The sequence below is a fragment of the Nocardia sp. NPDC004123 genome (assembly GCF_053603795.1).
Genome location: NZ_JBSGGG010000056.1, coordinates 1 through 15721, shown reverse-complemented (window position 1 = coordinate 15721; position 15721 = coordinate 1). Strand labels below are relative to the sequence as shown.

Below are 15721 nucleotides of genomic sequence, written 5' to 3'. Positions count from 1 at the left end.
GCGAAAACCGCGTCTGCGCCGCCGAAACAGTCGAGCAACTCGCGATCGACCTCCATCTGACCCGCCCGACCCACCAGCCGAGCACGGCCATGTGATGGTTCGTCGCAGCGCAAACTCCTCAACTGCATGCTGAACGACCAAACCAGCCAGGATTTCGCAGTTGCCCCCGAGTCTCCTCCGGAAACCGCCCCGATCGTGCGGCGTTCGTCTGCAACAATTTCAGCAAGGTAACCATGACCGGACCGCAAGAGCCGCCCCATAACCGGCCGTATGCTGGTCAACCGTCCTATGGTCAGGCAAACATACGGCCATCCCATGCACGCCCCAGCACCCGCTCCGATGAGGCACAACCCGGTGTTGTGGATTATCGCCGCGGTCATCGTTATCCCGATTCTGTTCTGTGGTGGTTGCCTCGCTCTCATCGGTGGCAGCGCGAGCAAGGCCCGACTGCCGTGCCTGTGCTGCCCGGATTCGGTGTTCACTGTGTCGGTCGACCGCACGGCCACCGGCACAGGGCGATCGCACTCCGCAGCAGAGTCGCTGCTCCGATCGTCATAGGTGCAGCCCATGACCTGGGTTGCAGAAAGTGTGGTTCTCGGCTATGACAAGCGTTCCCTACGCGACCGATCTACCTTCGTCGCGGACCGCAGCACCTTACGACCTCGCTGACCGATATCGTTCGGGCGCAGGTCCGGTCCTGCTCACCGGCGTCCAGGCCATCGCTCGGATGATGGTCGAACAGCATGCTCACGACGCGCGCGCTGGTCGCCGGATAGCGACCTTCGTCTCCGGCTACCAGGGCAGCCCACTCGCAGGCGTCGACAAGATGCTGCTCGCCATGCCCGACGTGCTCGCCGAACACGACATCGTCTTCACCCCGGGGCTGAATGAGGAGCTCGCCCTCACCTCGGTATGGGGCAGCCAGGCCGATCTGCCCACCGGCACGCCAACCCACGAGGGAGTGATCGGTATCTGGTACGGCAAGGGCCCTGGCGTCGACCGCGCCACCGACGCACTGCGGCACACAAACATCTACGGAGTCAACCCGCGCGGCGGAGTGCTGCTGCTGGTCGGCGACGACCCCGCTGCGAAATCCTCCTCCGTCCCCGTCTCGAGTGAGCGATCACTAGCTGCGATGGGCATTCCGGTGCTGTTTCCGCGCAATGCCGAAGAGGTCATCGCGCTCGGTATGCAGGGCATCGCCCTATCCCGCGCCTCGGGCTGCGTCGTGGCACTGAAGCTCGTCGCCGATGTCGCCGCCGGGGCCTGGGCCGTGCCCTCCTCGGTCGGCGACCTCCCGATCACGGTCCCCGAGATCGAATGGGAAGGAAGGCCCTTCACCTACCAGCAACGACCGATGCTGGCTCCACCAGACAGTGTGCTCGCTGAGGCGGATCTTTACGGTCCCCGCTGGGCCACGGTGCAGGCCTTCGGTGCGGCCAACAACCTCGACGTTATCGAGGTGTCTTCGGCCGACGCCCGGATCGGGATCATCGCTGCCGGGACAACTTTCGACGCGGTACGGCAGGCGTTACGCGACCTGGGTGTCGACGAGGCCGACATGCACCGTGCCGGCATTCGGCTGTTGCGCATCGGTATGCCCTATCCCGTGGGTGCCGGCCGAGTAGTCGAGTTCGCCCGCGGCCTCGAACAGCTGATCGTGGTGGAGGACAAGACAGCGTTCATAGAGACCCAGATTCGTGAAATCTTGTACGACGCCACCGATTCCCCGCAGATCCTCGGCAAGCATGACACGAGCGGAGCCACATTGATTCCGTTCGATGGCGAGCTCACCACGGGCCGGTTGCTCGGGCCATTGCGACGGGTGCTGCGTGATCATATCGAACTGAAACCGACTCCACCACAACCTATTTCGCTGGACCTGCTGCCGGTCAAACGGACCTCCTACTTCTGCAGCGGATGCCCGCACAATCGTTCTACCGCCATTCCGGAGGGCTCGATCGGCGGTGGCGGGATCGGTTGCCACACGATGGTGACGACGTCGGAACGGGCAGACTCAGCGGTGACCGGATTGACCCAGATGGGCGGTGAAGGCAGCCAATGGATCGGGCAAGCGCCGTTCACCGACGTGCCCCATATCTTCCAGAACATCGGCGACGGGACCTTCTTCCACTCCGGACAGCTCGCACTGCAGGCGTGCGTGGGGGCCGGCGTGAACATAACCTACAAACTGCTGTGGAACGACGTGGTCGCCATGACCGGCGCTCAGGATGTCGAAGGCGGCATCACGGTGGCCCAGGCAACCCACAAACTCATCGCGGAGGGCGTGGCCCGGATCGTCATCTGCACCGACGAACCCGCCCGGCACGACAGGAGGGCACTGGCCAGCGGCACGGTCCTATGGCACCGCGACCGTCTCGACGAAGCGCAGCGCCTCCTGCGGGAGACCCCAGGGGTCACTGTGCTGATCTACGACCAGCATTGCGCCGCCGACGCACGCCGGCAACGCAAGCGCGGCGCATTGCCCGCCCGCACTACCCGAGTCGTGATCAATGAGGCCGTATGTGAGGGCTGCGGGGATTGCGGGGTGAAGTCCAACTGCCTGTCCGTGCAGCCGGTCGACACCGAGTTCGGTCGCAAGACCCGCATCGATCAGACGTCGTGCAATACCGATTACAGCTGCCTGGATGGTGATTGCCCGTCCTTCGTGACAGTCGAGCTGATGCCGGATGGCAAGGGCGGCAAGCGATCCGATCACCGTCTGGTGCCCGAACCACCGGCCATCACCGATCCCGGGCTGGGCGCGCCGCAGCAGGCGCAGAATGTGCTGATCGCGGGCATCGGTGGTACGGGCATCGTCACGGTCAACCAAGTGCTGGCTACGGCTGCGCTGCGCGCCGGTTACGTGGTGGAAAGCCTCGACCAGACCGGACTGAGTCAGAAGGCCGGGCCCGTTGTATCTCACTTGCGTTTTGCTACAACGGAATTGGAGCCGTCGAACCGGCTCAGCCTGGGCAGTGCGGATTGCCTCATGGCCGTCGACCTGCTCACCGCAGTCGACCCCAGGAATCTGCAGTACGGCAACGCCATGACCACCGTGGCCATCGCCTCGACCAGTCAGACCCCGACTGGGGAAATGGTGTACGACAAGTCGGTCGCCTACCCCGGCACCCAGTCCCTGCTGGATCGGCTGGAAACAGTGTCCAAGACCATAATCCAGCTGGACGCGCTCGCTGCAGCACAGGAGTTGTTCGGCAACACGACCGCCGCGAACTTCCTGGTCGTCGGCGCGGCGTTGCAGGCCGGCGGACTGCGTCTACCGGCCGCCGCCATCGAAGAGGCCATCGAAATCAACGGTGTCGCGGTTGGGGTCAATATCGCGGCCTTCCGGTGGGGCCGGGTCGCAGTCGCCGATCCGACCACGTTTGCCACTGCAACCGGATCGGCGCGACCAGCGCGCAAGCCGACGCCAGTACCTGCAGTCCTGTTGGCCGGCACGACTTTCGACGGCGATGTGCGGCGGCTGGTGGAACTGCGTGCATCGGAGTTGATCGCATTCCAGAACACGAAAGCCGCCGGTCGCTACATCAGCACCGTGCAAACCGTCTGGTCGGCCGAGCGCGCGGTCACCGAGCGGACCGAATTCAGCGCTGCCGTTGCGCGCGGGCTGTACAAGCTCACCGCTTACAAGGACGAGTATGAAGTCGCCCGGTTGCTAGTCGACCCGTCCTTCCTTGCCCAAGTGCGCGCCCAGGTCCCTGACGGGGAGAACCTGACCTACAAATTGCACCCGCCGATGCTGCGCGCGTTGGGCCGCAAGAAGAAAATCAGTCTCGGCCCGAAATCCCATGCGGCGCTGAGAATTTTAGCCAAGGGCAAGATACTGCGTGGCACCAGGCTCGACCCTTTCGGCTACGCCCAGGTCCGAAAAGTGGAACGCGAGCTGCTGGTTCAGTACCGCAACATGGTGGCGCGCCTGGCAGACGATCTGACCGAGGGCACCTACGACACCGCCGCCGAGGCCGCCGCATTGCCCGACCTGGTACGCGGTTACGAGGACATCAAGCTCGCCAACGTCGAGCGGTACCACGCGCGGCTGCGCGAACTCGGCATCGAACTCTGACCGCAGTTACGCCGCCGTCAGCGACGATGCGGCGACCAGAAAGGTAATGAACATGACCGCCATGCAAACTGGCACCGGTGTTTTCGGTCGGTCCGAAAAACTGAGCGACGGCCGCCACCAGCAGGTTGTTTTCTGCGAGGACGAAGAATCCGGCCTCAAGGCGATCATCGCTATCCACTCGACCACCATGGGCCCAGCTCTCGACGGCACCCGAATATACCCATATGCCAGCGAATCCCAGGCTCTTGACGACGTACTGCGCCTATCTCGTGACATGACATACAAACCCGCTGCGGCGGGTCTCGACCTCGGCGGCGTTGGAGGCGGACTTCGCGTTGACGCACGGCGCAGAGTTCGCCGCGATCATGCCCGGAGCGCGACGCGTTCGCCCGAACACGGTCGCCTACAATGCTTCCGACGTCGACGCACTGCTGCGGGCGATTATGTCGTGGTACTACCTCACTACGCTAGGTGCCCAACAAATATCCGCAGTCGCGCATCGGCGCTGACAAACGCGCATCGCGGGATCGGACTTGCCCACACTCGCGGTGCCCCGTCGAGAAGCGTGGGTCCGCGACGTAGTAGCCGGGCTTGAAGCACGACGGCGAGATAGTTGGACCTGGTCGTTCCAGTCGTAGGCACACCAGTGTGGGTAGGATTGCGATCCGAATAGTCGAGGTGGTACTTCCGTGCAGGTCAGCGGAATCAGTTTGCGGCGTATCGTCGATGAGCTCGGAGCGACTCTCATCGAGTTGCGCGCCGGTGACGTGGATGTCGCCACCCTGGTACGCGGAACCTTGATCTTCGAAGAGGGAGACGACCTGGAAAATGTCCAAGACTGCCTGGTGCTCGCCGTAGGGATCGCTGGCCCGGAGAAGGCTTCAGCTCTCGCCTCCGTTCTCGCCCGGCATGGCGCGGCAGCTTTGGTGGTCCGCTCTAGCATCTCGTCCTTCCCCGCCGCCTCCGCCGCGGTACAGGCCATCGGACTCCCCCTGATCGCCCTTCGACCGGGAGCAACTTGGGAGCAGTTGACCTGGATGGTTCGTTCGCTGCTCATCGGACCGCCTGCTGGCATCGATCCGGGCCAGAATATGCGTGGTATCAGTGGGGACGATCTGTTCACACTTGCCCACCTCATCTGTTCTTCGTTGGATGCCCCTGTCACCCTTGAGGACCGAGACTTCAACGTTCTGGCGTTCTCGGGGCGGCAGGACGAGGCGGACGCCTCACGGGTAGCCACGATCTTGCGCCGACAGGTCCCCTCACCACTGATCGAGCAGCTCGAGCAGGAAGGTATCCTCGCCTCGATCTACAGCAGCAACGAGCCGATACACCTGCCCGCCGCCATCGCCGGCGGGAACCTGATCGCCAAACAGCGCGCGGTCATCGCGATCCGCGCCGGCACCGAGATCCTCGGAGCGATCTGGGTGGCCGTGGATGAACCTCTTGATGACGAGCAGCGACGGTTCCTCAAACAGGCTGCCAGACTGGCGGCCCTCCATTTCCTTGCGCTGAGGGCCGGATCCGACCTCAGTCGCAGCTATCTGGCAGAGAATGTTTCGACGGCGCTGAGCGGAGGAAACACCGCCGTCGAAGCCCTCGCCCGGCTCCGTATCGGCTTCCCGGTAGTGGTAGTAGCCATCAGCACCGCAACGCGGCCCGGCGAGACCCTCGCCACTTCGGATGAAAACCGGATCGCATTGCACCGGACCGCCGATGCATTCGCGACACACTTGGCCGCGACAAGTCCCAGATCTGCGTCGGCTCTGGTCTCCGACACTGTGTACGGCATCGTACCGGTCACCGCGTCCGCCGGTCCGCAGCCGGAGTCCGCACGACGAATAGTCGAGGATTTCGTCACTCGCACCGGCGATCGTCTACCGATCGTGGTCGGGATCGGTCCGGTGGCCCACAGCGCATCGGAATTGAATGCGTCACGAAATGAATCGAACCGAGCCCTGCGGGTGATGAAATCGCAGCGAGTAGCAGGCGTTGTCGCCTTCTGGGACGATCTGGCCGCGCACTCCCTGCTCATAGATCTGGCCGACCTGGTCGCCGCGCGCGGCGACAGGACGACAGGGACTGTCGCCCGCCTGCAGCACTACGACGCCGTACACCAGACCGAATTGGTGAACACGCTCGAACTCTGGCTCGAAGCGGGATGCGATTTACAGAAGGCTGCGGCCTCAGCGTTCGTACACCCCAATACCTTCCGGTATCGCCTCAAACGCGTGTCCCAGGTAGGCGGCACCAGCCTCGAGGATTCCGACGACCGATTCTTCGCACACCTGCAGTTGAGATTGCTTCGACTGCAAGCTCTTTCGGCTGTTATACCAGGTTGATCATGTTGTAGCCCTGGGGTCATCTCCGGTTTGATGTCTTGCTGCGGCGGCCGGGCGGATTCGGCACGGAGTTGTCTGCGGCATCCGATGGCCCTGCCATCACCGGCTGTTGCGATATCTAAGCCCACCAACACCTGTGGTCACCCCTGGCGGTCACCATATTTTCGTGTCAGTTCGGGATGTGCCCTGGTGGAGGGTGATTCGCCGGTTCCGGGTGCGGAGTGGTTGGGGTTCGGGTAGAAATCGCCAAAAAACAACGGATAGTGCGACACGAACGCGGAGAGGAGCTGAAGACGTAGGAGAAGCTTCTCGAAGCGGTGCTGCGTGCGAGATGGAGGATTCTCGGCCCCGATTCCGCACTACTCGATCCTCAACGAGGAGTCGAGCGCGAAATCTTCCCGGTCTGCCAGCGCTACGGTCTGGGCACCCTGGTATGGAGCCCACTGGCGATGGGGGCTACTCACCGGCCGATACCGTAAACGCGGCGTAGACACAGCACCGCCGGCGCTGCTGCACCGGGTTCCACAACACATGACCGATCAACGCAAAAGCGACGCCGTCGAAATGCTCATCCCGGTCGCCGAGCAGGCCGGACTGTCACCGACCCACCTCGCCCTCGCATTCGTCATCACCCACCCCGGAGTCACCTCGGCGATCATCGGACCACGCACCCTCGAGCAGCTCGACGATCTCCTCGCGGGAGGCGGAACCCGCCTCGATGCCGACCTCCTCGACCGCATCGACGAGATCGTGCCGCCGGGAACCGACACAGGATCGATCGACGTCGCCTACGTACCACCACACCTTCAGCAACCGTGGCTGCGTCGTCGCGCCGCCGACGACCCCACCGCCGCCTGACGAGATCCACGTGATGATGTCGATACAGCATCTGGGTGCTGCGAAAGGTTGTCGTGCTCACTGGCGGCTCGGGAGCATCGCCAGCCTCTGCGACCGCTGGGATACCAGCTCGTCGTAGGCGCCGTCGCGCTCGGCCCACCGCTGCATAAACCCCGAGGCTCTTTCGAAGCGCCGCAGGGACTCCCGCCGCACCCACGCGAGCCCGAATCAGGCGGGGGTTTCGCGCAGGAAGTTCGCCAGCAGGTCTGTTACTCGCTGGGGCTGTTCGAGTGTGCTGGTGTGGCCGCAGTCGTCGATGACGTGCAGGCTCGAGTGCGGGATCAGGTCGGCGAGGCGGTGGGCGTGGTTGGGTGGGGTGGCTTGATCGTCGGCACCGACGGCGATGAGGGTGGGCATGGTGATCGCGGACAGTTCGGCGGCGACGCCCGGGCGGTCGGCGACGGCGTGCACCGCTTTGTGGAGGCCGGCGCGGTCGGTGCGGTGCACGTGGGACGACCACTCGCGCAGGAGCGAACGGTGCTGCCGGGCGGTGCGGAAGGCGGGGCCGAACATGTGCGGTTCGACGCGGGATCGCAAGGGGCGGAAGCCGATCAAACGCACGGCCAGCGCGAGGCGGTTGTATTCGCCGATCTTGGCCGGATGCTCGGGGTCCGCGCTGGTGTCGAGCAAGGTCAGCGAGCGCAGGAGTTCGGGGTGGCGGGCGGCCAGGCGCTGGCCGACGAAACCGCCCATGGACAGGCCGACCCAATGCACCGGTGCGAGGCTCAGCCCGGTGATCAGGCCCACGGCGTCGGCAGTGAGGGTGTCCATGTCATAGCCACCAGGAGTGGCGGGGGTATCGCCTTGGCCCCGCCAGTCGAGGGTGACGCACCGGAATTCGTGACGCAGCACCTTGATCTGGGGTCCGAACACCCAGCCGCCGAAGAGCAGGCCGTGACCGAAGACGATGGTGGGTGCGTCCGGCCGGTCGGCGGGGACCCTGGTGTCGGAGAAGGCGATCGGGACGCCGTGGATGTCGGCGATCGGCATGGTGCTCCTCGGTCAGACCGTGACGATGAGTTCGGTGGGCCCCCGGACATTGGTGCGGCTGTTCCAGCGCACCTTCTCCAGGCAGGCATCTGGGAAGCGGCGGACGAAGGCGGAGAACGCGATCCGGCCCTCGCCGCTCAGGTGATGCTGCTCTGTATGGCCGACTGCGAAACCACCGGGAATCATCTCGCCAACGGTGTGCTGGCGCTGCTGCACCATGATGTTGCTCTCGTCCACCGAATGCGAGGAGCGTTGCAACGCCGCCACATCCGCGTGCCGGGACAGAATCCAGAAGCCCAGGGGATGCTCGGTTTCGGCCTGCAGCCGCGCGTAGTGCGGGTACGGGTCCACCGCGAAACCGGTTGCGAAGGGGTCGAAGACGAACAGCGCGGTGCTCACCGCTCAGCCCAGCTTCACGTTCCGCATGGTGACCAGTGCAGTGGCGCACAGGGTCTCGACGCCGTCTTCGACCGAGAACACGTCGGCGGCGGCATTGGTGACGAGCGCGCCCGGCTTGAGCACCCGCCCACGCGCGATCACCTGCTTGCCCTTGGCCGGGGCGAGGATCTTGACCGTGTAGTCGATGGTCATGTTCACCCAGCCCGGCTGCAGCAGGGTGCCTGCGGCCGATCCGGCGGCGAAATCGGCGAGCGAACCGAGCACCCCGCCCTGGAAATAGCCGTTGTGCTGAGTGAGTTCGGACCGGAAATGCTGAACGATCTCGACTTCGCCCGGCTCGACCCGCCCGAACTCGAAGCCCAGATGCCGGGCCGCGGGCATGCTGAGCACGGCCGCCGTCACGGCCGCTGCGTAATCCGGATTCGATGCCTGCCAGGTCATGGTCAACTCCTCGGTGCGGGGGTGAGTGCGTCGGCGAGCGGAATCCATTGCTCGAATTCGCCTGCCAGATAACGGGTGCGGGCGGCGATGCGCATGATCTTGCCGCTGCTGGTGCGCTCCACCTGGCCGGGGGCGGCGAGCACGATCTCGGCAGGGGCGAGTTCGTGCTCACCGAGTACAGCCGCGTTGATCGCGCCGCGCACATCGGCCGGCTCGGCGAGCGAGTCGCGCCGGATCTCCGCGACAATCACCAGCTTCTCACCGGCCGCGGCGGCGATCGCGAAGGCGGCGCAGGCGCCCGTCCGCACGGCCGGATGGGCGGCCTGGGCGGTCCGCTCGATGTCCTGCGGGTAGTAGTTGCGGCCCCGGATGATGACGAGGTCCTTCAACCGGCCCACCACGTAGAGCTCGTCGTCCACCAGGACACCCAGATCGCCGGTGCGCAGATACCCGTCGGCGAAAGCCCGCGCCGTGGCCTCGGGATTGCACCAATAGCCGTGCGTCACATGAGCTCCCGAGACGTGGATCTCGCCGACCCGGCCCGGCGCGCAGGCCATGCCGGTGTCGGGATCGACGATGCGCAGGTCCTCGTTCGCCAGCAGGCGGCCGGACCCGGCGAGTCTTCGGGAGCGTGGACCGGCGGCAGCGGAGACGCGGCCCGCGCCGAGCTCGTCGATGTCGGCGTCCAGCAGCCGAGGACCGCGACCGGGCGTGCTGCCGGTGACGAGCAGGGTCGCCTCGGCCAGCCCGTAGCAGGGGTACCAGGAACCGTCGCGGAAACCGTAGGGGGCGAAGGCATCACCGAAACGGCGCAGCGTGTCCGGCCGGATCGGCTCCGCGCCGTTGAAGGCGACACGCCAGCTGCTCAGATCCAGCTCGGCCAGGGCGGCCGGCTCGGTACGCATCGCCTGCTCGACACAGGCGTCGAAGGCGAAGTTCGGTCCGCCGCTGGTGTGCGCGCGATAGCGGGAGATGGTCGACAGCCACAGCAGCGGACGGCGAATGAACGCCGACGGCGACATCAGGATCGCCGTCGCGCCGATATGCACCGGTTGCAGAGCATTGCCGATCAAGCCCTGATCGTGGAAGAACGGCGCCCAGCCGACCACGGTGGAGTCACGGTCGTGGCCGAAGCCGAGCCGGATCATCTCCTCGTTGGCGACCAGATTGCGGTGGGTGACCATCACACCTTTGGGCGCGCCGGTCGAGCCGGAGGTGTACTGGAGGAACGCCAGATCCTCGGGGACCAGTCGGGCAGGCTCGAATCCCGCCGCGGCCGGCGGCATCTGGTCGACGCCGAGCCAGGCCGTGGCCTCGCACAGCGGCGCGAGCGCGGCCCGCAGCGGTTCGATGACCGCGTCCAGGCTGAGCACGGCCGCGGGCATGCAGTCGCGCACGATCGACAGCGTGGCCTGCTGGATTCGGTCGCGCCGCGGCGGATTCAACGGCACGGCGATCACCCCGGCATACAGGCAGCCGAAGTAGGCGACGATGAACTCCAGGCATTGCGGGAACACCAGGGCCGCGCGATCGCCACGGGCACAACGGGATTCGAGGTGCTGTGCCAGCGCCAGCGCGCGTGCGTGAAGTTCGCCGTAGGTCAGTGTGGCCGCCTCGGCGCCGGTGTCGTCGAGCAGGATGTAGGCGGTGCGGTCCGGCTCGTCGGTGGCGCGGCGGCGCAGGATCTCCGGCAACAGTGCGGGGCTCATGCGGCGGCTCCGATCGCCACGGGCAGGGTTTGCAGGCCGCGCACGATGAAACTGTGATCCTGCCAGGTGAATTCGCTGGCCAGCGGGCACAGGTTCAGCTGGATCAAGTGGGTGAAGGCTACCTCGGCCATCAGCTCGGCCAGCTGCCCGCCCAGGCAGCCGTGCATACCGTGCCCGAACGCCAGATGCCCGGCACCGCCCCGGGCGAGATCGAATTCGTCGGGCCGAGCGAAGACCTCCGGGTCACGGTTGGCCGCACCCAGGCACACCAGGACCTGATCGCCGGCGCGGATGGTCTCCCCGCCGAGTTCGACATCGCGGGTGGCCAGCCGTTTGGTGAGTTGCAGCGGGCAGTCGTAGCGCAGGGCCTCGCTCACCGCGGCCGCAAGCAGTTCGGGGGTGCGGCGCAGTGCGGCCGCCTGATCGGGATGGTGCAGCAGGGCCAGCAAGCCATTGCCGATCAGGGATTTGGTGGTCTCGTTGCCGGCGACGAAACTCATGATGCAGACGAAGATCAGCTCTTCGTCGCTGAGCGCGTCCCCGCCAGCGGTGCGGGTGGCGAGCAGACGGCTGATCAGATCCGTGCCCGGGGCGCGGCGGCGCGCGTCCAGCACGCCGAGCAATGCGGTCGAGAACTCCTCGACCACCTCGCGGACCCGGGTGAAGTCCTCCGCCTTCATCATCCCGGGTTCGAGCAGGAACCGGATGTCGTGGGTCCACCCGGCGACCTGCTCACCCAGATCGGGCGGCAGCGCCATCCACTCGCACAGCACCGAGACTGGCAGGGGCGCGGCCAGATCGGCGATCACATCCATACCCCCGGCATCGCGGGCACGCCGCAGTGCCGCGGTGGTGAACTCGGTGGCGGCCGGGCGCAACGCGGCGACGGCTTGGGCGGTGAAGACCCGGTTCACCAGCCCGCGCAGCCGCGCGTGATCGGGACTGTCGGTGAACACCAGGGACTTGCGACCCAACCGTTCGATGCGTGCCACATCGTCGCGGCCGAGCCGCCGGGCCTGCTCACCGACCAGTTGCGGGATCAGGCCCGCGCTGAAGGAGCGGTCGTACAGGACAGCTTTCGCGTCGGCGTGGCGGGTGATCACCCACATACCGAGGGTCTTGTACACCGGCCGGGTATCGCGCAGCGCCCGGTACATGGGGTAGGGGTCGCGGCGGAACTCAGCGCTGAACGGATTGAACTGGGCGCGCGGGCGCACCGGATCCGCGGCCCGCGTGGCGTGCACGGTCATGCGGCGGGCTCCCCGGCGGTGAAGAACCCGTCCCGGTAGGGCCGCAGGATCAGCCGGAACAAGGCCAGTTTGCCCATGCGGAAGCCCAAGGCGGACATCTTCAGGTAACGCAGATACCGCTCCACCACCTCGGGGCCGACCAGTTCGGTGGCCGCGGCGCGGTTCTCGCGCAGTCGCCGCGTCCACTCGGCGCAGGTCCACGCGTAGTCCAAGCGGCCGTTAGTCACCGCGCGGATCTCGAACAGGCTGTCGGCCGCGGCGGTGATCTCGGCCAGCGTCGGCAGCTCGGCGTCGGGGAATATCTTGCGCTGCATGAACGTGTTTGCCTGCGCTGCGGTCATATTGGCGTACGCGATCGTCTGCAACGACAGCGCGCCGCCGGGTTGCAGCCATTCGCGGCAGCGGGTGAAGAACTCCCGGTAGACGCCGATCTTCCGCTCGGGCGTGTCATCGGGTCGGGCGAAATGCTCGAACGCACCGATGGAGATGATTCCATCGAATCGCTGCCGCGGCTCGTAGTGCAGCCAGTCCTCGGTGCGCACCTCCACACCGGAGTACTGTTGCGCCCGGACGTAATCGGCCTGCTCGGCACTGAGCGTGAGGCCCACCGCGTGCTGGAAGGCCGGCTGCCGGGAGACCCGCTGCAGGACCGCGCCCCATCCGCAGCCGATATCGAGCACCGTGCGGGCCCGTTCGGCCTCGATGGCGTCGAGGTGGTGGCGCAGCTTGTGCCCCTGTGCGATCTCCAGTGTGTCATAGGGGGATTCGCGCAGCGCGCAGGAGTAGCTGAGCGTCCGGTCCAGCCAGAGCCGGTAGAACTCGTTACCGAGGTCGTAGTGATGGCGGACCGCGGCCGCGGCGGCAGCGGTCCGCTCGGTATCGACGGCGGTCATATCAGGCCACGTTCCGGGTGGTCTGCTGGTGCAGGTATTCGGCGACCGCGTCCAGGTTCGGGTTGCTGTAGAGGTCCTCGGGGGAGAGGTCCACGCCGTAGCGCTCCTCGATCTCGATCAGCAGGGCCACCGCCAGCGCCGAATCGACGCCGAGCCGGTCGAAATCGGCGAGCGGATCGATGGTGGTAGTGGGCACTTCCATCAGATCGGCGAGGTATTCCTGGCACCAGCCGACGATGGCCGCCTTGCTGGTATCGACTGCTTCGGTCATGGCAAGTGAACCTTTCTCAGGCAATGCGTTTGGTGGCTATACGGGCCTCGGAAGGCAGCTTCAGATCCCACGCCAGGCCAAGGGCCGACAGTGTGCGGATCAGCCAGTAGCCGGGATCGAGCCGGTACCAGTCCAATCCGAAGGAGGGTGATTCGGGGAAGGCGTGATGATTGTTGTGCCAGGATTCGCCGAGACTGATCAGGGCGAAGACACCGCCGTTGCGGCTGTTCTCTCGCGATTCGTAGGGCCGGGTACCGAACATGTGCAGGAACGAATTGATTGCCCACACAATGTGTTCCAGCACGAAGATGCGCGCGAAACCACCCCACAGCAGCCCGCTCACCACGCCGGGCCAGCTCAGGGTGACCAATCCGCCGATCACCGCCGGAATCGCCAGGCCTAGCGCGACCCACCAGTAGTACAACCGCGCCACCCGCACCAGCCGACGGTCCCGGATCAGATCGGGCGCGTAATGGACGATATTCGGATACGCGTGGCGTCGCATCCACAGGAAATGCGAATGCGCGAGCCCGCGCAGCGCGCCCGCGAACCCGCCGCCGGACAGGTTGGGGGAGTGCGGATCCCCCTCGCGATCGCTGTATTCGTGATGGCGGCGATGCAGCGCCACCCAGGACAGCACACCGCCCTGTCCCGCCATCGACCCCAGGATCGCCAGCATTGTCGCCACCCACGACGCGGCCTTGAACGTGCGATGGGTGAACAGCCGGTGATAGCCCACGGTCACGCCCAGCCCGGTAAGGAGCCACATCATGAACAGCAGCGCGAATTCGAGAATCTCGAACGGCCGCACCCACAGAAACGCCACCGCCGTCACCGTGCCGAGAATCGGCGCGACATCGAACAGCAGAAAGTGCCGGCGCTGTAGTCGGTGGATATAGGGACTACTGATCATCTTCTTGCGCGGCTCGGTCTTTCCGGTGTCGAACGCCTCGGAGTAGTCCCCGACCGACAGTGCATTGTCCTCGATCATCGCAAGCGACCGGACCCCTCGTCATCGACGGTGTGACGGCGCCGGGCCAATGGCCCGGAGCCGAACGTGGATCCGAATGTACTTCCGGCCCCTGCTATCGGTGGCGTCGGATTTTCTTTGACTGCACCGCGATTCGTTGTTTCTATCGCCAGGTGGCACCGCTACGGCAGCGGCTCCACCCGGCGTCATGTCGTCCGCCCGGGCACAGTCATTCGGTGCCATAGTGCGCGGCATTGTCACCAGACCACACCCTCATCACGCACAGCCCGCCCTGCAACCACCGAACAGTCCGGCCCGCCACCCGACCGACGGGCTGCCCCCCAGCGGCCTGACCAACCTCACCCACCGCGCCGAAACTGCGGGCGGACACTGCGAACTCGGCCCCGCAACCGTCGCCGGGCGCCACGGGCCCGGCACCCGCGTGTCCTGGTCGGCACCGCTGTGAACCCAACCGTGGGTTCCGAACCCCCAGCAGGCTCGCAGCTCCGGGCCGTACAGCTCGATTCCCGCAGTTCGTTGAATTGCCCACGTTGTACAGCACATCGGTCAGCGCCGCCGGGGCCGGGAAGTCCCCGGCGAGCAGCATCCCGGTCTTGGTGCGCGACACCGTGATGGCCATTGGGCCGCTGTCCACCGCTCGACGGAAGGTCTCGAGGTCGATCCCGCTGCGCTCGGCGAACGACCACGCCTCGGTCAACCCGGTCACCATCGTGATCAGCAGGATGTTCACCGCCAGTTTGGTATTCAGCGCGGCGGGAACCGAACCACAGTCAATGACGTTGTGGCACACCGGTTCCAGCAGGCGCGCCACCCGCGCCGTGTCGGCCGGGGCACCGGCGAGCAGGCCGACCAGCTTGCCCGCCTCGGCCACCGGACGCGACCCAGATACCGGGGCTTCGACATAGCGGCCCCCGGCCCGGACGCCGTCAAGTCCGAGATCCCGCGAGTACCTGGGGTGCGGTGGTGCCCAGGGCCACGATCGTTCGATCGCGGACGCGCGCCGCGAAAAGATCGGTGCCTCGGCCCAGCACCGAGTCCACAGCCGCGCCATTGGCCAGCATCAGGAACACCAGCCGAGAACGGGCGAAGACCTCGTCGACACTGTCAGCGACATGAGCGCCCTCGCTCCGCAGCAGGTCGGCGGTCGCCGGTGTGCGGTTCCACACCGACGGCCCGAGGCCCAAGCGAATCAGACGGGTCGCGATGGGGCGTCCCATGATTCCTAGTCCGATGAATCCAATGGTCTCCGGGGATTCGTCGATGAAGCCCATCTACAGCGCCTTCAGTTCCTCGGTGACCGCGCCGACGGACTTCTTGGCGTCGCCGAAGAGCATGGAGGTGTGGTCGGCGTAGAACAGCGGGTTGTCGATGCCGGCGAAGCCGGAGTTCATCGACCGCTTGAGCACGATCACGCTCTTGGCCTGGTCGACGTTGAGGACCGGCATGCCGTAGAT

At 65.8% G+C, this 15721-nt stretch carries 15 protein-coding genes; 4 read left to right on the top strand and 11 right to left on the bottom strand.

From position 1 onward, the window contains the following. Positions 1-601 precede the first annotated feature (601 nt). From ACWEQQ_RS44650 to ACWEQQ_RS44635, 4 genes are all read left to right on the top strand, one after another. Positions 602-4084, top strand: a complete 3483-nt coding sequence (locus ACWEQQ_RS44650) for an indolepyruvate ferredoxin oxidoreductase family protein (RefSeq protein WP_452352514.1) — start codon at positions 602-604, stop codon at positions 4082-4084. A 61-nt stretch (positions 4085-4145) separates the two neighbouring features. Next, complete coding sequence (locus ACWEQQ_RS44645) at positions 4146-4679, top strand: Glu/Leu/Phe/Val dehydrogenase dimerization domain-containing protein (RefSeq protein ID WP_452352513.1); 534 nt, start codon at positions 4146-4148, stop codon at positions 4677-4679. A gap of 94 nt (positions 4680-4773) precedes the next feature. Next, positions 4774-6426 carry a PucR family transcriptional regulator gene (locus ACWEQQ_RS44640; RefSeq protein WP_452352511.1) on the top strand — a complete coding sequence of 551 codons (1653 nt, stop codon included), beginning with the start codon at positions 4774-4776 and terminating at the stop codon, positions 6424-6426. A gap of 324 nt (positions 6427-6750) precedes the next feature. Then, on the top strand, positions 6751-7284 hold the full coding sequence (locus ACWEQQ_RS44635) for an aldo/keto reductase (protein ID WP_452352510.1): 534 nt from the start codon (positions 6751-6753) through the stop codon (positions 7282-7284). A 207-nt stretch (positions 7285-7491) separates the two neighbouring features. Here ACWEQQ_RS44635 and ACWEQQ_RS44630 read toward each other — a convergent pair whose 3' ends face one another. The 11 genes from ACWEQQ_RS44630 to ACWEQQ_RS44580 form a co-directional block, all read right to left on the bottom strand. After that, a complete protein-coding gene (locus ACWEQQ_RS44630) occupies positions 7492-8313 on the bottom strand; it encodes an alpha/beta fold hydrolase (RefSeq protein ID WP_452352509.1) in 822 nt (273 codons plus the stop codon). Between the two features lie 12 nt (positions 8314-8325). Then, positions 8326-8712, bottom strand: a complete 387-nt coding sequence (locus tag ACWEQQ_RS44625) for a hypothetical protein (protein ID WP_452352508.1) — start codon at positions 8710-8712, stop codon at positions 8326-8328. A gap of 3 nt (positions 8713-8715) precedes the next feature. Then, positions 8716-9153, bottom strand: coding sequence for a PaaI family thioesterase (locus ACWEQQ_RS44620; RefSeq protein ID WP_452352507.1), 438 nt, complete (start codon positions 9151-9153; stop codon positions 8716-8718). A gap of 2 nt (positions 9154-9155) precedes the next feature. Next, on the bottom strand, positions 9156-10862 hold the full coding sequence (locus tag ACWEQQ_RS44615; protein WP_452352506.1) for a fatty acyl-AMP ligase: 1707 nt from the start codon (positions 10860-10862) through the stop codon (positions 9156-9158). Then, entirely contained in the window at positions 10859-12112 is a 1254-nt protein-coding gene (locus ACWEQQ_RS44610) for a cytochrome P450 (protein WP_452352505.1), read from the bottom strand. The genes ACWEQQ_RS44615 and ACWEQQ_RS44610 overlap by 4 nt, the downstream gene beginning before the upstream one ends. Then, a complete protein-coding gene (locus ACWEQQ_RS44605; protein ID WP_452352504.1) occupies positions 12109-13005 on the bottom strand; it encodes a class I SAM-dependent methyltransferase in 897 nt (298 codons plus the stop codon). The genes ACWEQQ_RS44610 and ACWEQQ_RS44605 overlap by 4 nt, the downstream gene beginning before the upstream one ends. A gap of 1 nt (position 13006) precedes the next feature. Continuing rightward, positions 13007-13276 carry an acyl carrier protein gene (locus ACWEQQ_RS44600; protein WP_452352503.1) on the bottom strand — a complete coding sequence of 90 codons (270 nt, stop codon included), beginning with the start codon at positions 13274-13276 and terminating at the stop codon, positions 13007-13009. 16 nt (positions 13277-13292) lie between these two features. Continuing rightward, positions 13293-14267, bottom strand: coding sequence for an acyl-CoA desaturase (locus ACWEQQ_RS44595; RefSeq protein ID WP_452352502.1), 975 nt, complete (start codon positions 14265-14267; stop codon positions 13293-13295). A 208-nt stretch (positions 14268-14475) separates the two neighbouring features. Then, a complete protein-coding gene (locus ACWEQQ_RS44590; protein ID WP_452352512.1) occupies positions 14476-15255 on the bottom strand; it encodes an NAD(P)-binding domain-containing protein in 780 nt (259 codons plus the stop codon). After that, a complete protein-coding gene (locus tag ACWEQQ_RS44585; protein WP_452352501.1) occupies positions 15194-15538 on the bottom strand; it encodes an NAD(P)-binding domain-containing protein in 345 nt (114 codons plus the stop codon). Before ACWEQQ_RS44585 ends, ACWEQQ_RS44590 begins: the two co-directional genes overlap by 62 nt. After that, on the bottom strand, positions 15539-15721 hold a 183-nt coding region (locus ACWEQQ_RS44580; RefSeq protein WP_379394958.1), incomplete at its 5' end, for an NAD(P)(+) transhydrogenase (Re/Si-specific) subunit beta. It abuts the gene before it with no gap.

Bases quoted from the DNA above. Each gene is read 5' to 3' on its own strand.
- ACWEQQ_RS44650 (WP_452352514.1), top strand. From the start codon at position 602: ATGACAAGCGTTCCCTACGCGACCGATCTACCTTCGTCGCGGACCGCA.
- ACWEQQ_RS44645 (WP_452352513.1), top strand. From the start codon at position 4,146: ATGCAAACTGGCACCGGTGTTTTCGGTCGGTCCGAAAAACTGAGCGAC.
- ACWEQQ_RS44630 (WP_452352509.1), bottom strand. From the start codon at position 8,313: ATGCCGATCGCCGACATCCACGGCGTCCCGATCGCCTTCTCCGACACC.
- ACWEQQ_RS44620 (WP_452352507.1), bottom strand. From the start codon at position 9,153: ATGACCTGGCAGGCATCGAATCCGGATTACGCAGCGGCCGTGACGGCG.
- ACWEQQ_RS44615 (WP_452352506.1), bottom strand. From the start codon at position 10,862: ATGAGCCCCGCACTGTTGCCGGAGATCCTGCGCCGCCGCGCCACCGAC.
- ACWEQQ_RS44610 (WP_452352505.1), bottom strand. From the start codon at position 12,112: ATGACCGTGCACGCCACGCGGGCCGCGGATCCGGTGCGCCCGCGCGCC.
- ACWEQQ_RS44605 (WP_452352504.1), bottom strand. From the start codon at position 13,005: ATGACCGCCGTCGATACCGAGCGGACCGCTGCCGCCGCGGCCGCGGTC.
- ACWEQQ_RS44600 (WP_452352503.1), bottom strand. From the start codon at position 13,276: ATGACCGAAGCAGTCGATACCAGCAAGGCGGCCATCGTCGGCTGGTGC.
- ACWEQQ_RS44595 (WP_452352502.1), bottom strand. From the start codon at position 14,267: ATGATCGAGGACAATGCACTGTCGGTCGGGGACTACTCCGAGGCGTTC.
- ACWEQQ_RS44585 (WP_452352501.1), bottom strand. From the start codon at position 15,538: ATGGGCTTCATCGACGAATCCCCGGAGACCATTGGATTCATCGGACTA.